We start from the raw sequence: 12,687 nt of genomic DNA on the forward strand, positions 1-12,687 counted from the left end.
TAACTTTATACTATTCGATATATACATGGAAATTAAGGGGATCGCAAGATAAAAGTAATATTGTCGCATCTCACCTATATAGATGTCTGGATACACCTTAATTTCAACGAGTATGATCCATTACAATAGAACATATAGGTGCCCAAAATGGCACGGACATCGCATACGATCGTTCGTCGAACTAGGAGGAATAGTCCATGAGTTTCATACGCATTTCTACTTTGTATTGTGAGTACCGCGTCAATCCACTCGGATTGAATACCGCTCAGCCACGCTTCACATGGCAAATTGAAACGGATATCAACGCAACGCTTCAAGCTGCTTATCATTTTCAGGTTAGCACACATGAAAGTAGCTTCGATCCCGCATATGTGGTGTGGGATACGGATCGAATTGCGTCAGAGCAATCTGTTCTTATTGTCTATGAGGGACCAGAATTACAATCGCGAACGCGTTATTTCTACCGAGTCAAAGTATGGAATCAGTCCGGTGTAGAATCGCCTTGGAGTGAAACCGCTTACTGGGAAATGGGTCAGCTGCAGGCATCAGAATGGCAAGCGGAGTGGATTACACCGGACTCAAACCAAGTCGATCCAGATGCAGAAGAAGCCTACTATCTCCGCAAAACCTTTGCTGTGCGTGAGTCAGTTAGCAAAGCGACCATTTATGCCACAAGTCACGGTGTCTATGAGCTGGAGCTGAATGGATCGCGCGTTGGCGATTGGGAAATGACCCCAGGCTGGACCAGTTACAAGCATCGCTTGCAGGTTCAGAGTTACGATGTAACGCACGCACTGACGGTTGGCACCCAGCACACCATTGGTGCGGTTCTGGCAAATGGCTGGTACAAAGGCAATCTAGCATGGTCACATCAGCGAAATATTTATGGAAGCGTAAGAGCGCTGCTTTTGCAAATTCATATTGTCTATGAAGATGGAACAGAAGAAGTGATACTCAGCGATTCTTCCTGGCGAGCATCACTCGGTCCTGTTCGGATGTCTGAACTGTATCATGGTGAGACCTATGATGCGGGCTTAGAGCTTACAGGTTGGAGTCTCCCTAGTTATACGGATACATCCTGGGTTTCAGTTACTGTACTTAACGAGAGTAAAGAAACACTGGTCATGCAGGAGAATGAGCCATCTCGCATAACGGAGCAGGTGCAGCCAATCGCTGTGCTAGAAACCCCATTAGGAGAAACTGTGCTTGATTTTGGGCAAAATATGGTTGGGAAAGTGCAGCTGCGGGTGAGTTTACCTGCGGGTACTCGCATTGAATTGCTTCATGCGGAAGTGCTGGATGCACAAGGTAATTTCTATATTGGCAATCTGCGGGCGGCAAAGCAACAGGTGATCTATGTGTGCAGTGGACGTGGGGAGGAAACGTATGCGCCGCATTTCTCCTTTCAAGGCTTCCGTTATGTCAAAGTTGTTGGATGGCCGCAGGATGTGGCTTTCGATGCCGCTGCCTTCACAGGGCTGGTTATCCATACGGATATGACAGCGAAGGGCTCCTTTGAATGCTCCAATACCCTCTTAAATCAGCTGCAGCGGAATATCGTGTGGGGACAACGCGGCAATTTCCTCGATGTGCCGACCGACTGTCCACAGCGTGATGAAAGGTTGGGCTGGACGGGGGACGCGCAAGTGTTCATAAGAACAGCAGCCTTTAATTATGAGGTGGCGCTATTCTTCAGTAAATGGCTGCGAGACTTGAAGGCCGACCAGCGAGAAGACGGCGGTGTACCTTTCGTTATTCCGCACGTTCTGAATGAAAAGGATCATTCTTCTGCTGCTTGGGGAGATGCAGCTGTGATTTGTCCATGGACGCTCTACCAAGTTTATGGAGATAAGCGAGTTTTGGAAGAGCAATATGAGAGTATGAAAGGGTGGATAAACTACATCCGCCAGCAGGGCGAGAACGAATTTTTATGGCAAACGGGCTTCCATTTCGGGGATTGGTTAGGGCTTGATGCCAAAGAGGGCAGCTATATTGGGGCTACGCCAAAAGATTTAATTGCGACTTGCTTCTACGCCTATTCAACTTCGCTCTTTGTCAAAACGGCTGAAGTACTTGGACACATAGCCGATGTGGCAGCATACTCAGCACTCTATGAGCGCATTGTAGATGCTTTTACGGCGGAGTTTGTGACGCCAAGCGGCAGGTTGGCTGGACACACGCAGACTGCGCATGTGCTGCCGCTCATGTTCGGCTTAGTGCAAGGGCCAACAAAAGAACGATTAGCAGCTACTTTAGCAGCGTATGTGAAGGAACAAAATTATCACCTGACAACAGGCTTCGTCGGTACACCATATTTGTGCCACGTACTATCGGAGAATGGCTATCATGATGTGGCTGTTAAACTTGTGCTGCAAGAAGATTATCCTTCCTGGCTGTATCCAATCCATCAAGGCGCGACTACGATTTGGGAGCATTGGGATGGCATCAAACCGGATGGTACGTTCTGGAGCGATGATATGAATTCCTATAATCATTATGCGTACGGTTCCATTGGCGATTGGTTGTATCGGAAAGTAGCGGGTCTAGACTCAGATGATCAGCAGCCAGGGTACAAAAGAGTTCTTTTCCGGCCACGATCAGACTCTAGTCTCACCTATGCCAAGGCTTCCCTGGTCACAAATTATGGGGAGGTTCGGAGTGAATGGCAGATCGAAGAGGATGGTGCTGTCAATTATACGTTCCAACTGCCACCGAATACTAGCGGGGAAGTGCTCCTCCGGGGAACTACGCTTACAGGTGTGACCTGTCATGGGCAAAAGGTAACAGGTATATCGGCACTTCATGGAGCCCAAGAAGTAGAAGGTCATGTATGCATTGAGCTAGGATCCGGTGTCTATCAATTCCGTGTAGAATCTACGACTTCCAAATCTTTGTCATTCTAAGTTTATCGAGTATAATAGACGTAATGAATGTTCAAAGAGGAGAGTTGCTAGATGGCTATCGTCAATGCAATGGAAACCGTGGTCACGCAGTTGTTCGAAGAATTCCGGAAGAACTATGAGTTGAAGTGTGTTTGTTTAACGTGCCAACAAGATATATTGGCCATAGCGCTGAACCGACTTCCGCCACGTTATACATCCAGTGAGAAGGGGCATCTATACGTAAAAGGTGAATTTACGAATCAACAATTGCAATCAGATGTTATGCGTGAATTAATGGAAGCATCGACTTTTGTTGAGCATCATCTACATCATCGTGAGTAGTGGCAAGGAGTTTGGCATCAAATAGCAGATAGGCATGAGGCTGTCCCATAAGTGAACTGCACCTTAATTGTTAGTTATGTCTAACAATTGGGGTGCAGTTCACTTTTTTATACAGCCTCTTTTGTTACCACATACCCCAGAATGCAAACGAAATTACATAATATAGAAAAAAAAGATGTAAGAGATGCAAAAATAAATGCGCTGTTTTTTTGCGCACTACAAGCTAAGATAGAAGAAGGAATTTCCAAATTAATGAAAATTAGGAGGGGTTCATGTGAAATCAGAGCAATTTAATGGCATTTTTGATTCTGTGTTAACGGATGTTGTACAACAATCTTATGGCAATATATGCTTGCCCTCCGATGAACAAATTCAACAATCGATGAAGAAAATGATGTCTATGCTAGAAGAAAACCCGAAATGGTTGTTGCACAATGAATGATCGCGATAATTTGAAAGCAATCTCCAATGACACGCTGGTTGATGCCTATATAAATGCAAGCCGAATGAAGTTAAGTAAGGAATTTCTTCTGTTTTTGCTATTAGAAATTCAAGCAAGGCAGATTAGCTTATTTCAAGAGAACAGTCTAGAAAGCACAAGTTAATATACACGCTATGAAAGTTCAGTTTTAAAAATGGTATGAATCCTTTACAATGTAACGGACAGGGAGCTCCTGACGTTGCACGGTAGGGGATTTTTTTTGTTTTCGCAAAAGGGGGACCAAACAAACATGAGCATCATTCAGAAGCTGATTCCGACACATTGGTTTCGAAACCAACGCATTCGATATAAAATCATTCTCATTTATTTCCCATTGATCTTCGTACCCTTGTTTGTGCTAGGTTTTGTTTCGAACCAAGTTTATACGAACGCCATTGTAAAGAAAACGATCAAAAACGTCTCTGACAACTCCTCGCTTATTATTACCCGCATCACGGGTATGTTAACGAATGTAGAGAGCTGCGCGAATATGTTGACGATTAATCTTAACAAGGTCATCGTCGAGGATCCTCTTTCCATGAGTGCGTCGGAAACGAGCTTGCAGATGTACACGCAGATTACGAATCAACTAAGCTTTGCCTTGCTTGTTTTTCCTGATGTCCAGTCTGCGGCATTCATCGATACGAATAATCGGATTTATGGTTCGAATGTTCTCATGGAGCGAAATCGGGATTGGATCCCAACCAGCCCCATGCTGAAACAAATCGATACGTCGAGCGGGAACAACATTTGGTTTCCTATGCAGCGCCGGGATTATTTAACCCATAGTTCGAATGAGACCGTAATGACACTGGGGAAACGGATCGTGAATATTTATACAGGTCAGAAGCTTGGTTTGCTTGTGCTTAATATCAAGGAGAGCTCGTTATCGGCGATTTATCAGAAAATCGGGTCCATTCAAGATGGGAGCTATTTTATCGTGGATGATGAAGGTATCGTAATTTCATCCCAGCATCCTGCGGATGTGCTCCAAGAAGTTGCGATTCCTGAGATGAAGCGTTGGATCACTTCAAGTAAGCATTCCTCTGAGCCCACCTCTTTTGAATATGAGAAAACGCTCGTGGTCAGCTCCGATGTACCTAGCTTTGGATGGAAATTAATATCAATGGCACCACTGGCCTCGTTAACGGCGGATACGCGCAAAATTACGTTGCTTATTGTGCTGCTGGGTATCGTTTGCCTCTTTTTTGCCCTTCTTGGCGCAGGTATGCTCTCGCAATTGATTGCCAAGCCCATTATGGGGCTCACGAAATACATGAAGAAGGTCAAGGAAGGCAGCTTAGACATGGAATTTCAAGTGAATTCGGAAGATGAGATTGGCATGCTGTCCTCTGGCTTTAATGCAATGATTCGGCGAATTCAAGAGCTTTTGACCAATATTAATTGGGAGCAAAAGAAGAAACGGGAATACGAGCTGGCGCTCATTCAAGCGCAGATTAAGCCGCATTTCCTCTATAATACGTTGGATGTCATCTATACCTTGTCTGAAATGGGACGCACCCGTGATGTGCAGCGGACGACGAAAGCGTTGGCCGATTTCTACCGCGCAGCGCTTAGTAAAGGCCGTGAAACAATCACAATTGAAGAAGAGATTCGTAATGTGAAAGACTATTTATCCATACAGCGAATTCGCTATTCTGATGTATTTACATATGAGTTTGAGATTCATAACGATGTGCTCCAAGGTCAAATTCCGAAGCTCACTATTCAGCCGCTAGTTGAGAATGCCATTTATCACGGGCTCAAAACAAAAGGAAGCCTTGGGCTTCTCAAAGTAACCGGTGAAATTGTCGATTCCAAAATAAAAATCATTGTCGCAGATGATGGCGTGGGCATGGAGGCTGATCGTCTCACGGCTATCGTAAAAAAGACGGAGACACCTCAGGAGGCCGTAGGATATGGTTTCAAAAATGTGAATGACCGCATTCAGCTGTATTATGGGGACGAATATGGTTTGCAAATTACAAGTGAACTGGGAAAGGGCACGGAAGTGACACTATGGTTGCCTTTTGGGTGTGAGGAGAAGGAGTAGAGCATGCAGAAAATATTAATCGTGGATGATGAATCCATTTTTCGAGAATATTTGCGTTCAGCGTTAGATTGGGAGGCTTATGGGTTTGAGCTTTGTGCGGAAGCGAAGAATGGGATCGAAGCCCTTGAACAAGTTCAATTGCATCAGCCCGATATCGCGCTTGTAGATATTACAATGCCTTTTATGGATGGTTTGACCCTAACAGAAAAATTAAAGGAGCATTATCCAGCAACGAGTGTGGTGCTCATTACAGGTCACAATGAATTTGATTATGCGCGTAAGGCGCTTAAATTAGGTGTAGAGGATTATATTCTAAAACCCTTCTCCAAGGATGAACTTGTGTTAACGCTATTAAAGTTGCAGAAGGAGCACGAAAAAGCACGCGAAGAAAGATCCACGCTGAAAGAAAATCAACAATTGATGAAGGAAAGTTACTTCAATCATTTACTCAGCAGTGAGTATCACCATTCTCCAGAGGAAACGTCGCTGAAGCTCCAGCAACTAGGAGAGTCGTTCGCTTCATCCTTGTTTGTCGTGGCGTGTATCGAGATTGACCATATGGATGTCAAATGGAATCAAGTGAGCGAACGCTTGCTGTGGAAATATGCGGTTACGAATATTTTGAATGAAGCGCTGGAGGAAACGGGTCATCATCTCATCTTCAACGGGCCAGAGGGGCGGATTATTTGTCTGGTCGAGCACCAAGGGGCAAAGGATCTTGACGTTCCGGCGTTAGAGGGATATGAGAAGCTTATTTTTCTAATCAAAAAATACTTGAAATTCACGATCACCATTGGTGTTGGTCGCAGTCAGTCTGGCTACGGCGGCATTCGAACTTCGTATATAGAGGCACTAGAAGCACTTCAGAACAAATTCGTATTAGGTAATGATCGTGTGATCGCTTACGGTTCCAATGTGCTTGATTCTGGCAAGCAGGCTCTCTACCCGACGGAAGTCAACGAGGAACTGCTTGTGCTGTTACGCATGCATAATGCGGATAAGCTAGAAGAAAAATTGGAAGAAATTTTCCAATCCATTCGTGAGCAACGATTGTCATTAGAATACACCTATGTGATTTCAATGGGGTTAATCTCCGTTTGCCTGTCATACGTAACGGAGATGGGGCATCCCATTGCAGATTGTTTTGGCGAAAACTTTTACCCGTATAGTGAAATCAAGCGATTGGGTTCAATTGAGAGCACGTCAGCTTGGATTAAGGAAATTTTCGCGAAGGCGATACAATATACGAATAAGCATAAGAAGACGAGATCCTCGAAGATCGCGCAATCAGCCAAAGAATACATCGAGGGGCAATATATGAATTCTGAGCTTCAATTAGATCAGATTGCCCAGCAGGTGTTTATTAACCCCAGCTATTTGCGAGCCTTATTTAAGAAAGAGATCGGCATGACGGTAACGGATTACGTGACGCACGTTCGCATGCACAAAGCGAAGGAATTACTGGGCAAGGGAAACATTCGCTTGGCGGATATTGCGGAGCAGATTGGGGTTAATGATCCTAGTTATTTTAGCAAAAGTTTCAAGAAGTTCTTTGGCTACTCCCCTAGTGAGTATGAGAATAATCGCTTATAACGGCTGCACACGAATGTGCGGATTTTACAAGAAGCCCTCAGTTATTCCATTATCACTGGGGGTTTTTCCTTCTATACTGAGGATGTAAAGAGGAGAAACGCACAAGAATTCCTGGGAGGTCTTCACATGAAAAAGATGGCAGTTACTCTCGTAAGCTTACTCGCGGCAACTAGCTTAGCAGCTTGCGGTTCCACAGAAACACCGAAGGAAACAACCAGCGCAGCACCGGCAGCAACAGCTGCAGCAACGACGGCACCAGCTAAGACGGATGCAAAACCAGTTAAACTAAGAATTTATGCTCAGTATGCAGATGAAGATACGAAAACACCTTATGACTATGCGGTAGCTGAGTTGAAAAAGGAAATGCCGAATGTTGAGCTAGAACTGGATATTCAAGCACAAGATGATGGACAGAAATTGAAGACATATGCAGCGACTGGTAATTTGCCTGATATTTTCCAAGCGGGTCTAGACATCATTGATACGTTCAAAAAGTCCAATAACATCTTGATGTTGGATGAGTATGTCACGAAGTTTGGCTTCAAGGATAAAATGCAGCCAAGCGCCATGAACACATTGGTGACGGATGATGGGCACACGTACGCATTCCCGTATGCAGGTAATGAAGTAGCGCTCCTGTACTACAACAAAGATTTGTTCCAACAAAATGGCGTAAAAGTACCAACAACCTACGATGAAATGATGACAGCAGTTAAGACGTTCAGCGGCAAAGGTATCACACCGCTTTCCATTTTTGCCAAAGAAAAATGGCCTTGCGTAGCGCTGTATGACATGTTCGTTACACGTGCAGAACCAGGCGGTATCAACAAGCTGGATAAAGGTACAGCGAAAGCAGAAGACGCAGCCTACAAAACAGCAGCGGATAAAATTATTGAGCTTGTAAAAGCAGGCATGCTGCCAAAAGGCGCAACGAATTTGAACTATGACCAAGCCGCGGCACTTTACCATGAAGGTAAAGCAGCGATGTTCATCAATGGTCAATGGGAAATTGAAGCTGCAACCAAAGCACTTGGCGACAAAGCCGGCTACATGTACTTGCCAGCGGCGGATGCAGCTGCGTATGAAAAAGGCAAAACAGCGTTCAGTGGCAGCGGTGGTCCTGGTGGATACGCAGTATCCGCAAACACCAAAGATAAAGAGCTAGCAGCGAAAGTTGCTTCATTCATCTCCTTGAAATATGCCGAGTACAAGTATACGAACCGCAGCAACCCGATCGTAGCAACGAAAGTAGATAAACCGATTGTGAAGCAGTTCCCTCCAATGATGGATCAGCTTTCCAAGGATATTCCGAAAATCACAAGCACAACAGCGTTCTCATGGGGCTTGTCCAATCCGAAGTTCAAAGCAGCACTTGAAGATGCTACACAAAACCTAATGACAGGTAACTACACGTCCGATCAATTCGTGAAAGATCTGAATAAAGCAGCTGTACCAGCGAAATAAATGTGATTCTATGACATGGAAGACTCACCGTGGAGCGTTAGTCCTTAGGTGAGTCTTCTACTCTACAAGGGAAGTGATGACATGCGCAAATTCTTGGGAAATAAAGCGGCCATTATGCTGTTTACGCTGCCGGCTCTCCTTTTGTATACAGTGATCGTGTTTTATCCGATTTTACAGACCTTTTACCGCAGTACTTTCGAATGGGATGGCCTCAGTGAGGGCACGTTCATCTTCTTGGATAACTACACGCGATTGTTTCAAGATAGCATTTTCTATACGTCCCTCTATAATGGTCTGGTCTTTGCAGGTATCCTAGCCGTTGTACAAATTGGGATTGGCTCGGTGCTCGCTTTTGCCGTAGCAGAGGGCTTCAAAGGGAGTAAGGTTTTACGCATATCGTACTTCATTCCGGTTGTACTATCGATTACAGTCGTCTGTCAGCTCTGGTTGGCGATGTATAACAGTGAATATGGGCTGATCAACAAGGTGTTTGAAGCGCTGGGGATCTCCTATCGTCAAGATTGGCTGACGAACAGTAAAACTGCGATTTTCGCGATTGCTTTCGTAAATGCATGGCAGTATATGGGCTACCAGTTCGCTCTGCTTCTTGCGGCTGTGAAGTCCGTGCCAGAACAATACTTAGAGGCTGCCCGTATCGACGGCGCATCCAAATTCAAAGCACATATGAAAATTACGATTCCGATGCTGGCTGAGACGTACAAATTTTGCTTAGTTCTCGCGATTACAGGTGGGTTAAACGCTTTTGCTAACATGTTTATCATGACAGGCGGCGGGCCAGGTAACTCCACTTACACATTGACGTACTTGATGTACCGTTCTGCTTTCCGTGTAGGCGAGTTCGGCTATGGAAGCGCAGCAGCAGCATTCCTGGTTATTGAATGTTTGATTGTAACGTTAGCGATTAATAAACTAATTGCACGTGAACGTATTACCTTTTAAAGGAGGATGTTAGAGATGAACGGTCTAATCAAATTGCGCAAAAAAAATCCGCTCCTTGGCATCCTTCTATGGGTGTATGCGGGGTTGTCCGTGTATCCGTTATTGTGGATGATCTTCTATTCACTGAAAAATAATAATGAAATTTTCGTAACGAATCCTTTCGGGATTCCCACCCATTTTCGCTTTGAAAATTATGTGGATGCATGGTCCAAGTTTAATGTACCGCAGTACTTTAGCAACAGCTTGTTAGTCGCAGCATGTACGGTTGTAGGGACGATAATTCTCTCTGTAACTTTTTCCTATGCGGTAGCTCGCATGCACTGGCGCTTCAAAGAGGTGGCCAGAATCTATGTGGTCATCGGGATGTTCATTCCCGTCCAAGTCATCATGATCCCATTGGCTATTCTTGTTCGTGATTTCCACTTAGCTAACACGTACGGTGCACTCATCGTTCCTTATATTGCCTTTAATATTTCATTCTCCAGCATGGTGTTCTATGGCTTCTTCCGTTCCATTCCTGTTGAACTAGAAGAATCTGCGTGTATGGATGGAGCGAGCATATATCGGACGTTTTATACCATTATTTTACCCATTATTAAACCGGCAATGGCGACGATGGTCATTTTCGTATTCTTATCCTCATGGAATGAATTCACGATGGCACTCATTTTAATTACGAAAGAATCGCTGAAAACCTTGCCGCTGGGATTACTGTTCTTCCAAGGTCAGTTTACAACGAATTGGGGGGCAATGGGGGCAGCGATGACAATTGCCAGCTTGCCAACGGTGCTCGTTTATATCCTCTTTAGTGAGCAAGTGGAGAAGGCGATGACCGTAGGGTCTGCTGTGAAAGGATAATAATGGATATAAATGTTGGAATGACCCCATTTTGGGGTCATTTTTTGCATGAAAAGTGCGCATTTCACCATATATCAATTCCCCTTATAAGTCTCATAAGATGATTCTAATTGACCTATGGTGCGCACGTATGATAGGTTTCAATGGAGAGTAAAAATAGTGCGAAAAATAGCAAAGCTTATCAATACATGCTGATGAGGTGGATTTTGTTGGAACTTCAAGTCTTAAACAGTCCTTTTAACCAAGAGCAAGTTGAATTGCTCAACCGTGTCCTACCAACGTTAACGGATACTCAACGTATTTGGCTGAGTGGCTACTTAACAGCTCAACAAGGTTCGACAAATTCCGCGGCAGTGCCGGCAACTTCCGTTCCAACGGCTGTGGCTAGTCAACCCGTCATTTCCAAAGAAGTAACCGTCCTTTTCGGATCACAAACGGGTAATTCCCATGGCTTAGCGAAAAAGCTAGCTAAAAAACTAGAAGAGCAGTCGTTCCAAGTAACGCTCTCCTCGATGAGCGACTTCAAACCGAACAACTTGAAAAAGGTTCAAAACCTTTTGATGATCGTTAGTACGCATGGCGAAGGCGATCCACCGGATAATGCGATCTCATTCTACGAATTCCTTCATAGCAAAAGAGCGCCTCAATTAGAAGAACTTCGATATTCCGTTCTTTCCTTGGGTGATACATCGTATGAATTCTTCTGTCAAACAGGTAAAGATTTTGATAAGCGTTTGCAAGAGCTTGGCGCTAAATCATTAACGGAACGTGTCGATTGTGATGTTGACTTTGATGAGCCAGCTGCAGCTTGGGTTTCCGGTGTATTGGCAGCGCTGAATGCTTCATCGGCTAGTGCTGCTGTTGGTGGTTCTGCTGCAACGGCTGGAAGTGCCCCTTCCACGGAGTCGGAATACTCCAGAACGAACCCGTTCCAAGCGGAAGTGCTTGAGAACTTGAACTTGAATGGCCGCGGATCCGATCGTGAAACGCGCCATGTGGAAATCTCCTTAGAGGGTTCCAATCTCCAATATGAACCAGGCGACAGCTTGGGTGTATACCCAGAGAATCATCCGCGTCTAGTTACTGAACTGATTCAAGCCATGGACTGGAATGCCAGCACACCAGTTGCTGTCAACAAAAATGGAGAAGAGCGTCCGTTACAAGAAGCGCTTACTCGTAACTTCGAAATTACGGTATTGACGAAACCTTTGCTCGAGCAAGTGGCAAAGTTAACGTCTAACGAGAAGCTTCATGCACTTGTTGCCGCTGGCAATGAAGCTGAGTTGAAATCGTACATCGCTGGCCGCGATCTATTGGATCTCGTGCAAGACTTCTCCTTACAAGGTGTGTCTGCTAGTCAATTCGTAGCTGTGCTTCGCAAATTACCTGCTCGTTTGTATTCGATCGCAAGTTCATCCAAAGCTTCACCGGATGAAGTGCACATCACTGTACGTTCGGTTCGCTATGAAGCGAATGGTCGCAACCGTTATGGCGTCGCTTCCGTTCACTTGGCTGAGCGCGCACTATCAGGTGCAGCATTACCGGTTTACATTCAGAGTAATCCGAATTTCAAACTGCCTGAGAACCCAGAAACGCCAATCATCATGATTGGACCTGGTACTGGGGTAGCGCCATTCCGTTCTTTCCTCGCAGAGAGAGAAGAGACGGGTGCAGATGGCAAAACGTGGTTATTCTATGGAGATCAACACTTCGCTACAGACTTCTTGTACCAAGTTGAATGGCAGCGTTGGTTGAAAGATGACGTACTAACGAAGTTAGACGTAGCTTTCTCCCGTGATACGGATCAAAAAGTATACGTGCAGAACCGCATGTTAGAAAAAAGTCGCGAGGTTTATCAATGGCTGCAAGAAGGCGCTGTTGTCTATATTTGCGGTGACGAGAAGAAAATGGCACACGATGTGAATGCTGCGCTGCTCACGATTATTGAGCAAGAGGGCGGTTTAAATAACGAAGAAGCCGTGCAATATTTGGCTAATATGCAACAGCAAAAACGTTATCAACGGGATGTTTATTAAAACGGGATCCCCGCGATC

The 12,687-nt window shown here is 45.0% G+C and carries 10 protein-coding genes; all 10 read left to right on the forward strand.

From position 1 onward, the window contains the following. Positions 1 to 197: 197 nt before the first annotated feature. The 10 genes from AC58QT_RS00705 (at position 198) to AC58QT_RS00750 (ending at position 12,669) form a co-directional block, all read left to right on the forward strand. The gene (locus AC58QT_RS00705; protein WP_497407320.1) at positions 198 to 2,903 is read left to right on the forward strand and encodes an alpha-L-rhamnosidase; all 2,706 of its coding nucleotides are present in this window, start codon (positions 198 to 200) and stop codon (positions 2,901 to 2,903) included. A 51-nt stretch (positions 2,904 to 2,954) separates the two neighbouring features. After that, positions 2,955 to 3,224 carry a late competence development ComFB family protein gene (locus tag AC58QT_RS00710; protein ID WP_497407321.1) on the forward strand — a complete coding sequence of 90 codons (270 nt, stop codon included), beginning with the start codon at positions 2,955 to 2,957 and terminating at the stop codon, positions 3,222 to 3,224. A gap of 274 nt (positions 3,225 to 3,498) precedes the next feature. Continuing rightward, positions 3,499 to 3,666 (forward strand): hypothetical protein, encoded by a 168-nt coding sequence (locus AC58QT_RS00715; protein WP_157256816.1) that lies wholly within the window; start codon positions 3,499 to 3,501, stop codon positions 3,664 to 3,666. Continuing rightward, the gene (gene sda / locus AC58QT_RS00720) at positions 3,659 to 3,829 is read left to right on the forward strand and encodes a sporulation histidine kinase inhibitor Sda (protein WP_497287901.1); all 171 of its coding nucleotides are present in this window, start codon (positions 3,659 to 3,661) and stop codon (positions 3,827 to 3,829) included. Before AC58QT_RS00715 ends, sda begins: the two co-directional genes overlap by 8 nt. A gap of 126 nt (positions 3,830 to 3,955) precedes the next feature. Beyond that, positions 3,956 to 5,758 carry a sensor histidine kinase gene (locus tag AC58QT_RS00725; RefSeq protein WP_497407322.1) on the forward strand — a complete coding sequence of 601 codons (1,803 nt, stop codon included), beginning with the start codon at positions 3,956 to 3,958 and terminating at the stop codon, positions 5,756 to 5,758. A 3-nt stretch (positions 5,759 to 5,761) separates the two neighbouring features. Then, the gene (locus AC58QT_RS00730; RefSeq protein ID WP_497407323.1) at positions 5,762 to 7,351 is read left to right on the forward strand and encodes a response regulator; all 1,590 of its coding nucleotides are present in this window, start codon (positions 5,762 to 5,764) and stop codon (positions 7,349 to 7,351) included. A 126-nt stretch (positions 7,352 to 7,477) separates the two neighbouring features. Then, positions 7,478 to 8,815, forward strand: coding sequence for an ABC transporter substrate-binding protein (locus AC58QT_RS00735; RefSeq protein ID WP_497407324.1), 1,338 nt, complete (start codon positions 7,478 to 7,480; stop codon positions 8,813 to 8,815). An 81-nt stretch (positions 8,816 to 8,896) separates the two neighbouring features. After that, on the forward strand, positions 8,897 to 9,775 hold the full coding sequence (locus AC58QT_RS00740; protein WP_497407325.1) for a carbohydrate ABC transporter permease: 879 nt from the start codon (positions 8,897 to 8,899) through the stop codon (positions 9,773 to 9,775). 15 nt (positions 9,776 to 9,790) lie between these two features. Next, on the forward strand, positions 9,791 to 10,633 hold the full coding sequence (locus tag AC58QT_RS00745) for a carbohydrate ABC transporter permease (protein WP_497407326.1): 843 nt from the start codon (positions 9,791 to 9,793) through the stop codon (positions 10,631 to 10,633). A 209-nt stretch (positions 10,634 to 10,842) separates the two neighbouring features. Continuing rightward, the gene (locus tag AC58QT_RS00750; RefSeq protein WP_497407327.1) at positions 10,843 to 12,669 is read left to right on the forward strand and encodes an assimilatory sulfite reductase (NADPH) flavoprotein subunit; all 1,827 of its coding nucleotides are present in this window, start codon (positions 10,843 to 10,845) and stop codon (positions 12,667 to 12,669) included. Positions 12,670 to 12,687 lie beyond the last annotated feature (18 nt).

This window comes from Paenibacillus sp. J31R109 (genome assembly GCF_059692055.1).

Bases quoted from the DNA above. Each gene is read 5' to 3' on its own strand.
- AC58QT_RS00705 (WP_497407320.1), top strand. From the start codon at position 198: ATGAGTTTCATACGCATTTCTACTTTGTATTGTGAGTACCGCGTCAAT.
- AC58QT_RS00710 (WP_497407321.1), top strand. From the start codon at position 2,955: ATGGCTATCGTCAATGCAATGGAAACCGTGGTCACGCAGTTGTTCGAA.
- sda (WP_497287901.1), top strand. From the start codon at position 3,659: ATGAATGATCGCGATAATTTGAAAGCAATCTCCAATGACACGCTGGTT.
- AC58QT_RS00725 (WP_497407322.1), top strand. From the start codon at position 3,956: ATGAGCATCATTCAGAAGCTGATTCCGACACATTGGTTTCGAAACCAA.
- AC58QT_RS00730 (WP_497407323.1), top strand. From the start codon at position 5,762: ATGCAGAAAATATTAATCGTGGATGATGAATCCATTTTTCGAGAATAT.
- AC58QT_RS00735 (WP_497407324.1), top strand. From the start codon at position 7,478: ATGAAAAAGATGGCAGTTACTCTCGTAAGCTTACTCGCGGCAACTAGC.
- AC58QT_RS00740 (WP_497407325.1), top strand. From the start codon at position 8,897: ATGCGCAAATTCTTGGGAAATAAAGCGGCCATTATGCTGTTTACGCTG.
- AC58QT_RS00745 (WP_497407326.1), top strand. From the start codon at position 9,791: ATGAACGGTCTAATCAAATTGCGCAAAAAAAATCCGCTCCTTGGCATC.